At 61.2% G+C, this 16494-nt stretch carries 12 protein-coding genes; 7 read left to right on the top strand and 5 right to left on the bottom strand.

Annotation, left to right across the window (positions count from 1 at the left end; genetic code table 11):
* Nucleotides 1-124: 124 nt before the first annotated feature.
* Nucleotides 125-3562 carry an AAA family ATPase gene (locus IC231_RS10540; protein ID WP_190784477.1) on the top strand — a complete coding sequence of 1146 codons (3438 nt, stop codon included), beginning with the start codon at nt 125-127 and terminating at the stop codon, nt 3560-3562.
* 212 nt (nt 3563-3774) lie between these two features.
* On the opposite strand, the gene IC231_RS10545 is transcribed toward IC231_RS10540, so the two are convergent.
* Together IC231_RS10545 and IC231_RS10550 are read right to left on the bottom strand one after the other, a co-directional pair.
* Nucleotides 3775-4854, bottom strand: coding sequence for a DUF6687 family protein (locus IC231_RS10545; RefSeq protein WP_211538993.1), 1080 nt, complete (start codon nt 4852-4854; stop codon nt 3775-3777).
* Between the two features lie 61 nt (nt 4855-4915).
* Complete coding sequence (locus IC231_RS10550; protein ID WP_211538994.1) at nt 4916-5248, bottom strand: restriction endonuclease; 333 nt, start codon at nt 5246-5248, stop codon at nt 4916-4918.
* 210 nt (nt 5249-5458) lie between these two features.
* On the opposite strand from IC231_RS10550, the gene IC231_RS10555 reads away from it, so the two are divergent.
* From IC231_RS10555 to IC231_RS10575, 5 genes are all read left to right on the top strand, one after another.
* Nucleotides 5459-5917, top strand: a complete 459-nt coding sequence (locus tag IC231_RS10555) for a hypothetical protein (RefSeq protein ID WP_190784478.1) — start codon at nt 5459-5461, stop codon at nt 5915-5917.
* A gap of 145 nt (nt 5918-6062) precedes the next feature.
* Complete coding sequence (gene trxA / locus IC231_RS10560; RefSeq protein ID WP_190784479.1) at nt 6063-6371, top strand: thioredoxin; 309 nt, start codon at nt 6063-6065, stop codon at nt 6369-6371.
* A 157-nt stretch (nt 6372-6528) separates the two neighbouring features.
* Nucleotides 6529-8829, top strand: a complete 2301-nt coding sequence (locus tag IC231_RS10565; RefSeq protein WP_190784480.1) for a TonB-dependent receptor — start codon at nt 6529-6531, stop codon at nt 8827-8829.
* Between the two features lie 122 nt (nt 8830-8951).
* Entirely contained in the window at nt 8952-9734 is a 783-nt protein-coding gene (locus IC231_RS10570; protein WP_190784481.1) for a DUF4249 domain-containing protein, read from the top strand.
* A gap of 114 nt (nt 9735-9848) precedes the next feature.
* Nucleotides 9849-10253 (top strand): lipocalin family protein, encoded by a 405-nt coding sequence (locus IC231_RS10575; RefSeq protein WP_190784482.1) that lies wholly within the window; start codon nt 9849-9851, stop codon nt 10251-10253.
* Between the two features lie 71 nt (nt 10254-10324).
* Here the strand turns inward: IC231_RS10575 and IC231_RS10580 are convergent, their stop codons facing one another.
* Both IC231_RS10580 and sppA read right to left on the bottom strand, forming a co-directional pair.
* Nucleotides 10325-11143: a purine-nucleoside phosphorylase gene (locus IC231_RS10580; RefSeq protein WP_190784483.1), complete on the bottom strand. Its 819-nt coding sequence runs from the start codon at nt 11141-11143 to the stop codon at nt 10325-10327.
* Nucleotides 11144-11320: 177 nt separating this feature from the next.
* On the bottom strand, nt 11321-13078 hold the full coding sequence (gene sppA / locus IC231_RS10585) for a signal peptide peptidase SppA (protein ID WP_190784484.1): 1758 nt from the start codon (nt 13076-13078) through the stop codon (nt 11321-11323).
* 254 nt (nt 13079-13332) lie between these two features.
* Between sppA and IC231_RS10590 the strand changes: the two genes are divergently transcribed.
* The gene (locus tag IC231_RS10590) at nt 13333-15120 is read left to right on the top strand and encodes an RICIN domain-containing protein (RefSeq protein WP_190784485.1); all 1788 of its coding nucleotides are present in this window, start codon (nt 13333-13335) and stop codon (nt 15118-15120) included.
* A 60-nt stretch (nt 15121-15180) separates the two neighbouring features.
* On the opposite strand, the gene IC231_RS10595 is transcribed toward IC231_RS10590, so the two are convergent.
* The gene (locus IC231_RS10595) at nt 15181-16428 is read right to left on the bottom strand and encodes a replication-associated recombination protein A (RefSeq protein ID WP_223831426.1); all 1248 of its coding nucleotides are present in this window, start codon (nt 16426-16428) and stop codon (nt 15181-15183) included.
* Nucleotides 16429-16494: the final 66 nt, after the last annotated feature.

A 16494-nucleotide genomic window follows, 5' to 3' on the forward strand; every position in this document is an offset into this window, starting at 1 on the left:
TTGCTGAAGCGGGCAGGATTTGCGGGTGACGCTTGGCCGGTTTTGGCGTAATTTTGAGTTTCCAGGCCGGCTCTCCCAGCGGCTACCCCTGCCGTTCTCCCTTCTCTGCCGCCAACCTGCCCACATGAAAATTCTCCGCGTCCGTTTCTGCAACCTCAACTCCCTACGCGGGGAGCACACCGTGGATTTCAGCCTGAGCCCGTTGGCCGATGCAGGGCTGTTTGCTATTACGGGCGCCACGGGAGCGGGCAAAACCACCATTCTGGATGCCATTACGCTGGCCCTCTACGGGCAGGTGCCGCGCCACGAAACCACCGGCCCCGAGCAGGTGATGAGCCATGGCACCGGCGAGAGCTGGGCCGAAGTGGAGTTTGAGGTGAACGGCCGGCACTACCGCTCCAAATGGGGCCAGTACCGCGCCCGCAAGCGCCCCGAGGGCAATCTGCAGCCCCCCAGCATGGAGCTGAGCGAGCGGCAAGTGGCCGATGACGGCGAAGAAACCTGGCCGTTTCTGGAAACCTACAAGTCGAAGGTGCCGGTGCGGGTGGCCGAGCTGAGCGGGCTGGAATACAAGCAGTTTCTGCGTTCCGTACTGTTGGCTCAGGGCGACTTCACCCGCTTTCTGAAAGCACCGGCCGGCGAGCGGGCCCAACTACTGGAAAAGATTACCGACACCCGCAAATACTCCGACATCTCGCGGGCAACCTTCGAGCGGGCTAAGCACGAAACCCAACAGGCCGAGCAGCTCCGAGCGGGGCTGGCGGGCGTTACGCTGCTTTCGGCGGAGGAAGTGGCGTTTCTGGAAGGCGAAGCGCAGGACCTGACCCGGCAGCTCACGGCCGCCACCGCCGCTCAGGAGCAGCTGCGCGAAGCACGGCAGTGGCACCTGCGCCTGCAGGAGCTGCGCCAGAAGCTGACCACTACCCGGCAGCGCCAGCAGCAGCTGGCTGCCCAGGCTGAAACCCTGGCCCCGCTGCGGCAGCGGCTGGCGCTGCACCAGCAGGCCGCCCCTTTTGCCACCGACTACGCCCTGCTGCGCCAGACCGAGCAGCAGCTGGCGCGCGTGCAGCAGGAAGTGGAGCAGCTGCGCAGGCAGCTGCCGCAGCTGCAGGAGCGCCGCGCCGCCGCCGAAACCACCCGCAATGCCGCCCGGCAGGCCCATGAGCAGGCCAAAGCCTTCCAGGAAACCCAGGAGCCGAAGCTGCGCGAGGCCGAGCAGCTGGATCAGAACATTCGGCAGCAGGAATCTCAACTTCAGGAGAATCGGCAGGCCTACGACAAGCGCAACACGGAATGCAAACGGATAAAAGCGGAACTGGCAGCGGCCGAAGCTCAGACCCAGGAGGCACGGCAGTTCTTGAGCACTTCCTCCGAATGGCTGCTTCGCCACGGCCGGCGGGCAGAAATGCTGGACGTTTTTGCGGCCTTCACCGGGCTGGTACAGGACTGGGACCGGCTTCGGACAGAAAATGGCCAGCTGGAAGGGCGTGTGACGCACTTGACAAAGCGCTTGGCAACGTTGCAACACGACGAGCAGCAGTGCGCTGCAACGGCCGAAGCAGCTCGGCAGCAGTTGGCCGAGCAACAGCAGCAGACCCGGCAGGCCGCCACCACGCGCGACGAGCAGTTGCGGCAGTTACATCACCATATCGGGAGCCTTCGGCGAGAGTTAGCGGAGAAGGAAGCCCGCCGCGAAGAAATGCGCCAGTTGGTGCAGGCGCACCAGCTTATTCTCAATCATGAACAGGCGCGGCAGCAGCTACGGCCGCACGAGCCATGTCCGCTCTGTGGGGCCACCGAGCACCCGTACGCGGCCGGGGTACTGGGGCTTACCGATGCCTCGCTGGCACAGGAAACAGCAAAGGCCGAACTCCTAACCCAGGAAGCCCACGCGCTGAACACCCGAGTCAATCACCTCAATACGTTTCTCAACCTGTTGGAAAATGCGGGTGGCGACTTTACCAACATAGCCACCGATGCCCCACTGCAGCTTATCACACCGGCCGCCGAGGAGATGGTGCCGGCTACCAGCCGTGCCATTGTGCGGCAGCTAAAGGATCTGGAGCAGCAGCAGGTAGCCACCGAAAGAAGCCTTGCCCAGACCGTAGCCGAGCAGCAAGCCGCCGTCCGGGCACAAGTCGGCGCCCAGCACGATTTACAGGAGGCCCGGCTTGCCTTTGAGGAGGTGCGCGACCAACTGCCCACGGTGCAAAAGCAGTTGGAAAGCTTGCTGAGCAATTTTGACTTGGCCTTCACCGGCGAAAACGGCGCGGCCATGCTCACACAGCTGCGGGGGTTAGAAACAGAATACCAGACCCGCAAACAGCAACACACTAAGGCAGAGCAGCAAGACAAAGTAGGGCAGGCGCTGATTGAGAAGCTGACGCGCGACGAACAGGACATCAGGGTGTGGTTGAGGGAGCACCGCCAGGACCTTATTGATCAGAACGATGCTATTGAGAAGCAGAAAAAGCAGCTCCAGGAACTGATTCCCGAACCCAACATAGCCCTGCTTCGGCAGCAGCTGGAAGAGGCTGTGCGCGCCGCTGAGCAGCAGCGCCAGCGCACCGAGCAGCAGCTGTTGCAGCACGAAACCGCCCATACGGTGGCGGCCAACACGCTGCGCCAGCGCGAGCAGGACGCCGGGCAGCAGCAGCAGGCCCGGCAGCAGCAGCACGCGGCGCTGGTGGCTGGCCTCACCGCCGCTGGCCTCGCCCCCGACCCCGCTGCCCTGCCCGCCCTGCTCCTCCCCGACCCGGAGCTCACGACGCTGCAGAGCCAGTTGCGCCGCCACGAGCAGGAAGTAGCCCTGGCCGCCGAAACCCTGCAGGAAACCACCGCGCTGCTGCAAACCGAAGAAGCCCGCGCCCTCACCCCAGAGCCGCCGGAGGTCATTGATCAGCAGCTGAACGCCTATAGCCAGCAGCTGGCCGCACTCAACCAGCAGCTGGGGCAGCGGCAGGAGCGGCTGAGCAGCCACCGGGCCGGGCAGGAACGCCACGCCACGCTGGCCGCCGAGCTGGAAAAGCAGCAGCAGGAAGCGCGCCGCTGGCGGGAGCTGGCCGAGCTCATCGGGTCTGCCGACGGTAAGAAGTTTAGCGAGTTTGCCCAGGGCCTCACCCTGGCCCGCCTCGTGGATCTGGCCAACCGCCACCTGCACCGCTTCACCGACCGATACCGCATCCTGCGCAACCCCGAGCAGCACCTCGACCTGCTCATTCAGGACGAGTACCAGGCAGCGGCGGTGCGCTCCATGAACTCGCTGTCGGGCGGCGAGAGTTTTCTGGTGAGTCTGGCGCTGGCGCTGGGCCTCTCGGAGCTGGCGGGCCGCAAAACCCAGATTGACACGCTCTTCATTGACGAGGGTTTCGGCACCCTCGACCCCGACACGCTGGACGTAGCCCTTTCGGCGCTGGAAATGCTGCAGGGCACCGGCAAAACCATCGGCATCATCTCGCACGTGGAGGCCCTGAAAGAGCGGGTGCAGACCCAGATAAACGTTCGCAAAGGCGCCGGTGGCGTCAGCTCGCTGCAGGTGCTGGGTTTCGGCGAGAACGTGTAACGCGGTGCGGAGCCTGCAGTAAAGACGCGGCCTGGGTGTATCGACAGCAAGCAAAAAGCACGTCCTGCTGAGCCCGAAGAACGTCATGCTGAGCGAAGCCGAAGCATCTCTACCGCTTCGTTGCAATGCTAGATTTTACCCTCGGTAGAGATGCTTCGGCTTCGCTCAGCATGACGGCCCGGAAGGCAGTTGAACACCTCCGACAAGCAACATCAGCGGCCGGCAGCCCTGATTTCGGCCCAGGTCCAGTAGCGTTTCGGCGCAATGCCTGCGTAACCGGTCTGGAAGAAGGCTACCACTTCGGCCTCCAATTGCTCCGGCACAATAGAGGACGGGTGAATGGGGCGTTGGTCGGGGTCGGCGTAGCGCTGGGGCTTCGTGAGGGCTTTGCCACTCAGGCGCAGCAGCGGGCCAGTGTCGGTGATGCCGTCGAAAGTCCAGCGGCGCGGCGTCTTCTCCAGTTGGTTGAGGCGGGCAGCCAGCGCATCGAGCGGCAGGCGCGGCAGCGTGGCACGGCTTTCCAGGTCTATCCAGGTGGTGTATTTGTACTCGAATTCGTAACGCTGACCGTCGTAGAGGCTCAGCACCATATCGGTGCCGATGCTCGGACTAAACAGCGCGTAGTACGGCAGCGGCTCCGGCGTGCGCACCACCGTCAGCCCGATTTCGGGGTAGCGGCGCACAGCCGTTGCGGAGCTATGTAGTATTGCCACCGCCTGTTTCACCCGCTCGTATGCCGGCTCCCACATGGCACGGCCGGCCTCCGGATTCGTCAGCAGCTCCGCGAAGCGCGGCAGAAACCAGTTGAACTTCTCGGCAGAAGCCTCATCCTCGCGCCGACGCCGCGCCGGGGCCCCGAATGGCTCATAGAACCTCGCCTTTTCCTCCGCATTCAGCCAGCACACCAGCTGCAAAGCGTGGTCGGCCAGCGGGTTGGCCCAGTTGATTTCGCGGAAGTCGCCGAGCGTGGCCACTAGCCGCAGCAGCTGCTCATGGCGCCGGGCCAACGCTGGGTTCAGTAGCGCCCACACGCCCACAAACCCATCGATATCGAAGTGGTTGGCCGTCACGGCGGCGGCTTCCAGTCCGGGGGTTTCGGGCTGGTGCAGCGCCCGGAGTACGGAGCCGGCGCTGGTGTCGTCGCGCAGGGCCAAAGGCGTGGCAGCTCCGCGCCAGTGGGCCAGCGTCAGGGCCGCGCCCAGCCCCGTGCTGTCGACCACAATAGTGGGCTGCCGGCGGAGCTGCTGAAACGGAACAAAGTATTTCTGCAAGGAAGTGGCAGTCGGTTTCACGATAAGATGACAGCCCAAATGTAGCCACGCGCGCCGGGCACAGCATTCCGGCAGTGGCCGGCTACCTCCGGCCGCGCCGGTTGGCAATCCGCTCGACCCGGCTACGACGCACCCAGTGCAGGTATTTCTGCAGCGGCTCGGCTGTCCGCAGTGCATCAATGGTGTGGTAGCACCGGGCCAGCTCCTTGTTGTCCAGCAGCAGATGAATGGTGCTGTGGCAGGGCTGGCACAGGTCGGCGGTGGGGCCGTGGCGGCCACCCTCTTCGCGGGGCACTAGGTGGTGGCGCGAGGTATGCTGCACTTGCCGCTCGCACAGCGCACACCGGGTCTCAGCCGGCGTACCGGCCGGTCCCGGGGCTGAAGGCGTACTTGGTCTGCTATTGCGGCGCGGCATGAGTCAGGGAGAAAGGGGGGGGATAAGCGAAACAGGTTTGGGGCGGCACAAGGAGGCGGAAGTGTAAAAAAAAATAAAAACCTGCTATACAGGCCAAGTAGAAATACTTCTATATTTGGTTGGGACCACGCTATACAACCCTCTAGCATCTGGTTTTTTTTACACTTTTCGGTTCTTTTTTTGACTTCGACACATTTAACTTCTTTGCCCATGCGTGTTTCTACTCCTTCTACGTTCCACCGCCTTACGTCCGTTCTGCGAGCAGCAGGATTGGCCTTGGCTCTGCTGCTGCTGGCGCCGCTGTGCGCCCAGGCTCAAACCTGGATGGTCTCGACTGATGCCTACATCAAAATGGGGGTAATGGACAAGTTCGGGCAGCTTGGTACCTACTCAGCCAAGTTCGTGGTGACTGACCAGACCAGCGGCAAGGCCTACGTCCTGGTGAAAGAAGTAGGTGCGGGCCAGAATGGCGTCGATGTAATTTTCCCGTCGGAGCCATCGGAGCCGGACTATTTCAAAACCGAAACCGGCGAAGCTGCCAGGTCGCAGCCCGGCCGCTACACCTGGGAGTGCCAGGTAAGCGGCAAAAAGGTAGTGGGGGGCCGCTTCACGCTGCCAGAAACGGCCAACGATGTAACTGTGGTGGAAAAGCAGGAAAAGAAGAAATAGCCTCCCTGCCCTACTCACTCCTGAAGGCCCAGTGCTGTGCACTGGGCCTTTTTTGTGCCCACATCTTCCCTACACCCCGACAAATTGCGTATCAGTTGGAAAGGCCTGTAGCGGGTCTGATTTGGTAGAACTACAGCTGACTAAGATGGCTAAGAAGTCGTTTGCAGAACTCATAAACAGCCCAGGCATGCCCGTGCTGGTCGATTTTTTTGCCGATTGGTGCGGCCCCTGCAAAACCATGGCTCCCATTCTGGAACAGGTGGCGGCGCAGCACCAGGGCAAGCTCAAAATCATTAAGGTAGACGTGGACCGGAACCCGGCGGCAGCCCAGCAGTTTCGGGTGCAGAGCATTCCTACGCTCATTCTGTTTCATAAGGGCCAGCCGGTATGGCGGCAGGCCGGCGCGGTACCCGCCGCCCAGCTGGTGCAGGCCGTGCAACCCTTTCTGAGCTAGGCGCCTCCCTCTAGGCACTGGCCAGCTCCGCCCAGACAAACTATCCGGGGCAGGCCACTGTTGGGCAACACGCAGGGACGTACCTTTGTCGTGCTTGTCCTTATCTGTGCTGATGTGTTTTTCAACTCTTCTATTTGCTTTTGTCTCGGTATGGAGCATGGCCGGCGTAGCCGTGGCCCAGGCACAGGAACGCTACACGCTGAGTGGCTACGTGCGCGGCGGCGCCAGCCGTGAGCGGCTGCCCGGCGCCTCGGTGGCCGTGCCCAGCCTGGTAGCCGGTGCCACCGCCGACTCTACCGGTTTTTACTCGCTCAGGCTGCCAGCTGGCCGGCACCAGGTGGTTATTTCCTTTATCGGCTACGAAACCCAGACCCACGACCTGACTCTGACGCACAATCAGCGGCTGTCGTTTACGCTGCCGGAGTCCAGCAATACGCTGGGCGAAGTGGTGGTAGAAGCCTCGGGTACGCTGGAGCAGAAGCTGCAGACCACCCAGATGAGTGTGGAGCGCCTGACCGCCAAAGAGGCGAAACTGCTGCCTGCGTTGTTTGGCGAAGTAGACCTGCTCAAGACGTTGCAGCTGAAGCCGGGCGTGCAGAATGGCGGCGAAGGCACCTCCGGCCTGTTTGTGCGCGGCGGCTCCTCCGACCAGAATCTGGTGCTCGTGGACGACGCCGTGGTGTACAACCCCAACCACCTGTTCGGGCTGTTTTCGGTGTTCAACCCCGACGCCGTGCAGAGCGTGGACCTCTACAAAGGCGGCTTTCCGGCCCAATATGGCGGCCGGCTTTCGTCGGTGATAGACGTGAAGCTGCGCGAAGGCAACAATCAGAAATTCGTGACCAGCGGCGGTATCGGCCTGATTTCGTCGCGCCTGACGGTGGAAGGCCCGATTGTGAAGGACAAAGGCTCGTTCATTCTATCGGGGCGGCGCACGTATTTCGACGTGTTTACGCGCCAGATCAACAAGCTGAACGAAGGCAACGCCGACTACAACCCCATTCCTGATTACTACTTCTACGATTTCAACGCCAAGGGCAACTACAAGCTCGGAGAGAAGGACCAGGTGTTTCTGAGCGGCTACTACGGGCGCGACATTTTCGGGTTCAACTCGCAGGGCGGTTTCAATTTCAACTTCAGCTGGGGCAATACGGTGGGCGCAGCCCGCTGGAACCACGTGTTCAACAAGCGCCTCTACCTGAATACCACCGCCTCCTACACGCGCTACCAGTACGGCATCACCAACGCGCTGGACCAGTTCAGCTTCAATCTGTCGTCGGATATTCAGGATCTGGCGCTGCGCACCGACCTCGACTACACGCCCAACGACCGGCACACCTTCAAATTCGGAGCGCAGCTCATCAGCCACGACTTTGGGGTGGGGCGCCTGCAGGCCGGCTCCGGCGACGGCAGCCTCAACCTGGGTTCCGATGTGGGCTATACCGGTCAGGAAGGCGGCCTTTACGCTTCCGACAACTTCAAGGCAACCGACAAGCTGCAGCTCGACTACGGCCTGCGCCTGACGGGCTTCCGCAGCGGCTCCGACGTGTATGGTGGCATCGAGCCCCGCGCGTCGGCCCGCTATTCCCTCACGCCCAAAACGTCCATCAAAGGCAGCTATGCGCTGATGTACCAGTACGTGCATCTTGTCACGAACTCCGGCGCCACGCTCCCGACTGATATCTGGTACCCTTCCCGGCTGTCGGTGAAGCCGCAACGCTCCCAGCAGGCCGCGGCCGGCGTGAGCTTTCTGCTGGGCGACGGCAAATACCTGCTCACCAACGAGGTGTACTACAAATGGAGCCAGAACCAGGTTGATTTCAAGGACGGCGCGCAGCTGTTCGTGAACCCCGACCTGGACCAGGAATTTCTGTTTGGCAAGGGCTGGGCGTACGGCAACGAGCTGTATCTGGAGAAAAAATCGGGCCGTACGACGGGCTGGGTGGGCTACACGCTGAGCTGGAGCAAGCGGCAGTTTCTGCCGCAGCGCGGCACTACCGGCATCAATGAGGGCCGCGTGTTCTACCCCAACTACGACCGGCGCCACAACATCACAGTAGTGCTGCTGCACCAGCTGACGGAGCGCCTGAACCTGACCGGCTCATTTGTATACACGACCGGCAACGCCACCACGCTGCCATCCGGCCGTTTCAACGTGCAGGACGTGTTCGGCGGCGACCTGTCGGTGGCGCCCATTTACCCCGACCGGAACTCCTTCCGGCTGGCGCCCTACAACCGCCTCGACCTGGGGCTGGTCTGGAAGCTGAAGCCCAACCGCTGGTTTCCGGAATCCGACCTGACGTTCAGCGTGTACAACGCCTACAACCGCCGCAACCCTTACTTCGTGTACTTCGACCAGGTGAAAAACGAAGCTACCGGCCAGGTGCTCAACTACCGCGCCCGGCAGGTTTCGCTGTTTCCGACCATTCCGGCCGTTACCTACAATTTCAAATTTTGATGCCGAAGCGCCGCGCTTTCCCCAAGCCAGCCCGCTGCGTGCATCTGTTTTCAGTATCTGACGTTTCTACTTCCGTGAACTACTTTTCGCCCGCCATACGCTCCCTGCTTCTCCCGGCAGCTATGCTTTTGTCTGGCTGCGACCTGCAGAAGGACATTGATGTGGAGCTGCCGGCCCTGCCCGCCCAGCTCGTGACGGAATGCTACCTCGAAGACGGCCAGATTCCGCGCCTCACCGTCACGGAAACCACGCCCTACCTGGCCAGCCCGGTGCCCGTACTCCCGACCGATGTAACCGTGGTACTAACGTTGCCTTCCGGCCGCCACGATACGCTCCGTTTCCGGCCGGGCATCGATTCCACTATTCTGAAAGGGTACACCCACATCGGCAGCCGCCCACTGGTAGCCCGCCCCGGCGACACGTTCAGGCTGGAGGTGTACGATACCAAAGGCCGCCGTGTGACGGGCACGGCCACCATGCCGGGCCGGATTCCGATTGATTCGCTCCGGTACAAATTCAACGATAAGCCAACCGAAGAGCGCAAAGCCTACCTGCTCACTTCCTTCACGGACCCCGCCGCCACCGCCGACTTCTACCGGCTGCAAATCCACAAGGACAGTATTTCTACCGACCGGGAACGGGACTTTGAGCTGGACGACCGGCTCAACAACGGCAAGTCGTTCACGGTGGGCACTAGCTACCAGTTTCAAGCCGGCGACACGCTCCTCGTGACGCTCTACCACATCGACCAGCCGTACTACCTGTTCCGGCAGTCGGTGCGCGATGCGCGCGACGCCAACGGCAACCCGTTTGCGCAGCCTTCCGCCATCAGGAGCACGGTGCAGGGCGGTGTTGGGGTGTTCACGGTGCTGAGCTATGACCGGAAGCAGATTATTCTGCGCTAACCACATATTTTCTCAGGTAAACCAAGCAGCTTGCAACGCTTTGCGGCGTGGGCTGCTCAGTTAGTTATTCCTTCACTTCCATTCCCTTTTAGTATGCGTTTATTGCGTTTCTCCATGTTGATATGGCTGGTTGCCTTGATGGGCCTTACCCTCAGCAGCTGCAAAAAAGATGACCCGAAGCCGGAAACCACCCCAGCCCAGCTGCTGGCCACCGGCACCTGGCGCCTTGATGCCATCCAGAGCAACGGCCAGACCACCAGCAGCGGCAGCGCCATCAAAGACCGGTTTACCCTCACGTTCCGCCCCGACGGCTCCTATACTGAAGACCAGTTCGTGAATGGCGACACCTACGACGGCACCTGGATGCTGATGAACAACAACACCGTTCTGCACTTCACCGACCACAAAGGCGACGACCACCAGTATGCACTCCGCAGCCTCACCGCCACCGAGCTGCGCTACAACTACACCAACAAGGGCAATATTTTGGAGGAATTCGTCTTCTCGGCGCAACCGTAACTGCCCTAACGCTTCCAACAAAAAAGCCCGCTGCATTACGCAGCGGGCTTTTTTGTTGGAAATCAGCAAGGTTACTGCTGCTCAATAACTGCCCGCAGCAATGCTGTTAGGCGGGGCTCGGCGGCGGCAGCCGTGCGCAGGATATCGGCTATGGCTACGCGTTTCAACTTATCGGGGGCGCACAGGTCGGTGATGACGCTGATGGCCAGCACTGGCAAGCCCATATGCACGGCGGCAATAACCTCCGGCACGGTGCTCATGCCCACGGCATCGGCCCCGATGGTGCGCAGGTAGCGGTATTCGGCGGGCGTTTCGAGCATGGGACCGGGCACGCTCACGTACACGCCGCGCCGCACCTTGTCGGCGAAGCCGAGGCTGCGGGCCGCCTCCTGCGCCTGGCGCAGCAGCGTGGCATCGTAGGGCTCCAGCATATCGGGAAAGCGCGGCCCCAGCTCGTCCAGGTTGCGGCCAATGAGCGGATTAGTAGGCTGCAGGTTGATGTGGTCCTCGATGAGCATCAGGTCGGAGTACTCCATGTCGGGGTGCAGGCCGCCGGCGGCGTTGCTCACGAACAGCTTGCGGATGCCCAGCATTTTCATCACGCGCACGGGCATCACCACCTGCTCCATGGTGTAGCCTTCATAGTAGTGAAAGCGGCCCTGCATTACCAGCACTTTCCGCCCCCCCAGCTCAGCGGCCAGCAGATTGCCGGAGTGGCTTTCCACCGTCGAAACCGGGAAATTGGGGATGCTGGCGTACGGGATGGTGTGGTGAATGGTCAGATCCTTCACCAGCGCCCCTAGGCCGGTTCCGAGGATGATACCAAATTCAGGCTCGAACCCCTGCAGCAGCGGGCGGATATGGTTAGTAGCGTCGTGGAGGTGTTGCATGTGAGCAAAAAAGAACTGCTGAAAAGCCTGTCATCCTGAGCATGTCGCGCATCAAGCGAGGACGAAGGATCTTGTCGCGCTAGAACAAGTCGTTGCAACGCTTGTCGTACTAACGTGATAAGGTCCTTCGTCCTCGCTTGATGCGCGACATGCTCAGGATGACAGGCGAAATAAAACCTATTGAATGTTCAACTCGAACGGCATGCGGGCCTGAGCCCCTTTCATTTCCGAGAGCTTCTTATACTGCTCATACACCGGGAAAAGCGGCCCCATTTCCTGTTTTACCAGGCTCAGGCGCACTTCCTCATTGATGCCGCTGAAGAAGCTTTCCATGAACGTCCGCTGGCGTGGCAACGCCTGCAGCCTGTAGTCGCCTTCTTTGAGGTTGGCGCGGCGGGCCGCAATGCGCAGCGCGTCATCAAACGAGCCCAGCACGTCTACCAGGCCACGGGCTTTGGCTTCGGAGCCCGACCACACCCGGCCCGAGGCAAACCCGCGCAACCGCTCTACGGGCATACGGCGGCCGGCGGCGGCTTTGGTCGTGAAGTCGGCGTAGATGCGGTTGATTTCCTGCTGAAACTGGCTTTGCTCGAAAGCCGTGAGCGGCCGCGTGATGGTCGGGAAGTCCGAGAACTTGCCCGTCGTGACGCGGTCCGTGGTGATGCCGAGCTTGTCGCGGAGCAGCGGCTGAATGTTGGGCAGCACGCCGAATACGCCGATGCTGCCCGTAATGGTGTTCGGATGGGCCACAATGGTGTCGCAGCCCATGGCAATGAAGTAGCCGCCCGAAGCCGCCACGTCCGACATGCTGGCAATTACGGGCTTGACTTTCTTGGTCAGCATCACTTCGCGGTATATGATGTCGGAAGCCAGCGACGAGCCGCCGGGCGAGTTCACGCGCAGCACCACGGCCTTCACCTTGTCGTCGAGGCGGGCTTTGCGGATGGCTTCGGCAAAGCGCGTGCTGCCGATGCTGCTGCTGCCGCCCTTGCCCGTCACGATGTCGCCCTCGGCGTAGATAACAGCAATCCGGCTGCTGCCGCTGCCTTCCTCATCGTCGGACTTGCCGTAGTCGCTCAGGTCCACGAGGCTCAGCTTTTCGTCTTTCTCCACACCCAGCTTGCCTTTCATGTAGTCGAGGGCCTGGTCGTAGTAGCCGAGGTTCGTGACGAGGCCGAGGCGCTTGGCGTCGTCGGCGTTGTGCACCAGCATCGAGTCGCTGATGGTTTTGATGCGTTCCGGCGTGATTTTGCGGGCCGTGGCAATGTGGCCCAGCATGAAATCGTTGAGCGAGTTCAGGAACGACGACGTCTGCAGGCGCGCCGAATCCGACATGTTTTCCCGGAAAAACGGCTCTACGGCGCTCTTAAACGAGCCAACCCGGAAAATCTGGGGCTGAATCCCGACCTTCTCGAACAGGTTTTTATAGTACATCGTCTCGGAGCTGAGGCCGTTGAACTCCAGCGTACCCTGCGGATTGAGGTAAATCCGGTCGGCGATGGACGTGAGGTAGTAGCTCTTCTCCGACTGCGCATCGGCGTAAGCCACCACAAACTTGCCCGACTTCTTGAAGTCCAGCAGCGCGTCGCGGATTTCTTCCAGCGAGGCCATGCCGGCCTGCACCAGCTCCACGTTCAGGAAGATACCCTTGATGTCGGAGTCGGTTTTGGCGCGGCGGATGGTGGCTTTCAGCTTGTCGAGGCCGATGTTGTCGGCCTGAGAGCTGATGAGCGAGCCAAATGAGGTGCGGCTTTCGCGCTCCGCAATAGGCTTATCCAGCTTCAGTTCCAGCACCGAGTCTTTGGCCACCGACACTTCCTTATCAGAAGAAGGCGCCAGCGACACTATCAGCGCCACGACCAGCAGCAGACCTACCAGACCGAACACAAACAGGCCGGTAACCGTGGCCAGCACGTACTTAAAAAATTGTCTCATGAGTCACTGATTTACGCTGATTTGGGGCGGATAGAGCTGATTAGCATTGCGGCTGGGCCAATGGCGGCCTCATCAGCAAAGGTAGAAGGGTTTCAGCATCGTAAAGAAGCAAAAAACAGGGCTGAAGTTGCCTGCCTGCCGTGGGATGTTACGCCTGAGCTTGTGCGGCTACCCGCATACCTTTCTTCAGCTCTTTCTTTACTGTATTATTTGCCTATCATGCAGTATTTTTCACTTAACCTCCTTCTATCCGCATGACGCTTATTGTTCCCAACGACCGTCCATTCGTCATTATCCCCAAGCACAGCAACCTGCCGCTGGCGCCCACGCATCACCGCAAGGAGCAGGGCACCGCTATTCAGCAGCAGGAGGCCTACAAAAACAACCCAGCCCAGCAGTTTCAGCTAAGAAAAAACGGCTCCGGTGAACACCTCGTGTACCTGCCCTACAGCAACCTGTTCTGGGCCACGGCCGGCGGCCCGTCGAGTGGCGAGGGCGCGGCTCTGATTCAGTGGCTGGACCAGAACACCACCAACCAACGGTTCCGCTTTCTGTACGCTGGCAACGGCTATTATTATCTGCGGCCGGTGCATGCCGGGGGCCTCGTGCTGGAAGTGCCCGGCGCCACCCACGGGCAGGACACCCTGAAACTGGGAAAGCTGGCCGCTGCCACCAGCCGCGACCATCAGCTTTTCCGCGTAGTACCCGCTTCGCCGTTTTACGTCGCCAATGAGGCCCACACGTTCCGGCAGTACAGCGACCTGATACGCGACGCTATTCTGGGCGCGATAAGCGCCATTCCGAAAGTGGGTGGGGCCGTGAAGGGCGTACTGGGCGTGCTTTGGCCCGACGGGCACGACAAAGACTTCTGGAACCAGACCACGCTGTATGTAGAGCAGCGCGTGCGGGAGCTGCTCCAGGCCGAGCACCTTAAGAACCTGGCCAGCGACCTGCAGGGCGCCCGCCAGAATGCCGACGAATACGGCAAAACGTCCAGCTTGGTCAACAAGCTGAGCAAGCTCATCAGTGCTATTTCATCGGCTACGCAGCGCGAAGACACCTTTCTGCGCGACCAGGAGGGAGTTGGGGTGTTGCCGATGCTGGCGGCCTGGGGTACGCTGGTACTCACGCTACGCGCCGAAATGGTGAAGGAGTACGACACGCTGCACCCCAATGAAACGGCGGACGAAAAACGGAGCGGGAAGGCAGACGAACTGACGTTTCTGCAATCCGCCATTGCCCGCTACAGCGCAGCCGTACAGCGCAGCCGGGAGGCCGCTATGGCGTGGCGGCTTGGCAAAATCAAGCAGAAGCACATCGAAGACTGGGAAATCGTTGATATTGGCACCAAGCAGTTCAACAAGACTGCATGGAATAAAGACTCCGTCACCGATGAGTACGACGGCTGGCAGATGTACCGCGAATACCGCCAGCATAACCCCAACCCCGGCGACCCGAACAGCCACGCCAACATTTCCTACGCCAAGCAGGCCCGCCAGGCCCAGGTGCAGGCCAAATTCGGGGCTGAGCTGGATGCTATGCTGGCCCAGGCTTACCTCTGGCCGTATCTGGACCCCACCAAGACCGCGCAGCCCAGCGACCAACGGATTCAGGTGGCAGTAGGCACCTTCGGGGGCCGGCCCGGCGGCACACCATTCAATGTGCCTGTAGACAGCCTGATGAAATTCAGCATCTGCTTCGATGCCAGCCACCACTATGTGTGCGGCCTGAACCTAACTTTTGCTGGTAGCGGCACCACTTTGCTGCGCGGCACCATGGGTGGGCGCCAGAACACCATCACGCTACAGCCGGGCGAGTATTTTACCAATGTGCGCGGCTACGAATGGGACCAGATAGAAGGCCTTGTGCTGGAAACTAACTACGGCCAGCTGGTGGAGGGCGGACAGCTCGGCGGTCATTCCTACTTCGAGGCAGGCATTGATGACGCGCTAAATGCCAAGCTGATGAGCATTTCGGGCACGTATCAGGGAGACGTTATTAATACGCTCACTTTCCACTGGGAGTACGTGCTTAGCAAGTAGCCGTACTGCCCATTCCTCCTACTGCGGCCCCGCCTGAGCATTCAGGCGGGGCCGTTGCAGTTAATACCCGTACTTCTCGCCCCAGAGCTGGCGCAGACGCTCCTGCACCTTGGTTTCGGCGGGGTTGTGGCCGGGGTGGTAGAACACGGTGCCGCTGAGGGCCTCGGGCATGAACTCCTGGTAGGCGAAATTGCCGGGATAGTCGTGCGAGTATTGGTACTGGCCACCGTAGCCGAGGTCTTTCATGAGCTTGGTGGGCGCGTTGCGCAGCGGAATCGGGACGGACTGCACGCCCTGCTGCCGCACCAGCGCCCGGGCCTCCCGGATAGCCTTGTAGCTGGCGTTGCTCTTGGGCGACGTGGCTAGGTATACCACCGTCTGGCCCAGAATAATGTCGCCCTCGGGCATGCCGATTACGGTGACGGCCTGGAAGCAGCTTTGCGCCAGCATCAGGGCGTTGGGGTTGGCCATGCCCACGTCTTCACTGGCCAGAATGAGCAGGCGGCGCGCAATAAATTTGGGGTCCTCGCCGCCTTCCAGCATCACGGCCAGGTAGTAGAGCGCCGCGTTGGGGTCGGAGCCGCGGATGCTCTTGATGAAGGCCGAAATGACGTCGTAGTGCATCTCGCCGCCTTTGTCGTAGCGGGCGAGGTGCTGCTGGGCCAGCTGCTGCACGCCTTCGTCGGTGATGATGACTTCGCCAGTCTTGGGGTCGGGGCGGCTGGCTTCCACTACTATTTCCAGCAGGTTCAGGAGTTTGCGCGCATCGCCGCCCGAAATGGTGAGCAGCGCGCCGTAGTCCTGCACCCGCACTTTGTACTGCTTCAGCACGTCATCCTGGGCCAGGGCATTATCCACGAGGCCGGTCAGCACCTGCTTGTCCAGCGGCTCCAGCACGTACACCTGCGCCCGGCTCAGTACGGCCGGAATCACCTCAAACGACGGATTTTCAGTGGTAGCTCCAATCAGCGTCACGATGCCCTGCTCCACGGCGCCCAGCAGCGCGTCCTGCTGGCTTTTGCTGAACCGGTGAATCTCATCAATAAACAGCACCGTGCCGCGCTGCTTTTTAGCCCGCTCAATGACTTCGCGCACGTCTTTCACGCCGGCATTCACGGCGCTGAGTGAGGCGAAAGGCTTCCCCAGTTCGGCGGCCAGCAGATTGGCCAGCGTGGTTTTGCCCACCCCAGGCGGGCCCCACAGAATGAGCGAGGGCAGGCGGCCGGCATTCAGGTAGCGGCGCAGCACGCCTTCGGGCCCGATGAGGTGGCGCTGCCCGGCGTATTCGTCGAGGGTGCGGGGACGCATCCGCTCGGCCAGAGGCGCGCCGGGGCGCGGGGCGTTGGACTGGGGCTGGGGGTCGGTATCGAAGAG

Source organism: Hymenobacter duratus, assembly GCF_014698995.1.
GTDB lineage: Bacteria > Bacteroidota > Bacteroidia > Cytophagales > Hymenobacteraceae > Hymenobacter > Hymenobacter duratus.

Excerpts from the sequence above, each read along its gene's own strand:
- IC231_RS10540 (WP_190784477.1), top strand. The coding sequence starts at position 125 with ATGAAAATTCTCCGCGTCCGTTTCTGCAACCTCAACTCCCTACGCGGG.
- IC231_RS10550 (WP_211538994.1), bottom strand. The coding sequence starts at position 5,248 with ATGCCGCGCCGCAATAGCAGACCAAGTACGCCTTCAGCCCCGGGACCG.
- IC231_RS10555 (WP_190784478.1), top strand. The coding sequence starts at position 5,459 with ATGCGTGTTTCTACTCCTTCTACGTTCCACCGCCTTACGTCCGTTCTG.
- trxA (WP_190784479.1), top strand. The coding sequence starts at position 6,063 with ATGGCTAAGAAGTCGTTTGCAGAACTCATAAACAGCCCAGGCATGCCC.
- IC231_RS10565 (WP_190784480.1), top strand. The coding sequence starts at position 6,529 with ATGGCCGGCGTAGCCGTGGCCCAGGCACAGGAACGCTACACGCTGAGT.
- IC231_RS10570 (WP_190784481.1), top strand. The coding sequence starts at position 8,952 with ATGCTTTTGTCTGGCTGCGACCTGCAGAAGGACATTGATGTGGAGCTG.
- IC231_RS10575 (WP_190784482.1), top strand. The coding sequence starts at position 9,849 with ATGTTGATATGGCTGGTTGCCTTGATGGGCCTTACCCTCAGCAGCTGC.
- IC231_RS10580 (WP_190784483.1), bottom strand. The coding sequence starts at position 11,143 with ATGCAACACCTCCACGACGCTACTAACCATATCCGCCCGCTGCTGCAG.
- sppA (WP_190784484.1), bottom strand. The coding sequence starts at position 13,078 with ATGAGACAATTTTTTAAGTACGTGCTGGCCACGGTTACCGGCCTGTTT.
- IC231_RS10590 (WP_190784485.1), top strand. The coding sequence starts at position 13,333 with ATGACGCTTATTGTTCCCAACGACCGTCCATTCGTCATTATCCCCAAG.
- IC231_RS10595 (WP_223831426.1), bottom strand. The coding sequence starts at position 16,428 with ATGCGTCCCCGCACCCTCGACGAATACGCCGGGCAGCGCCACCTCATC.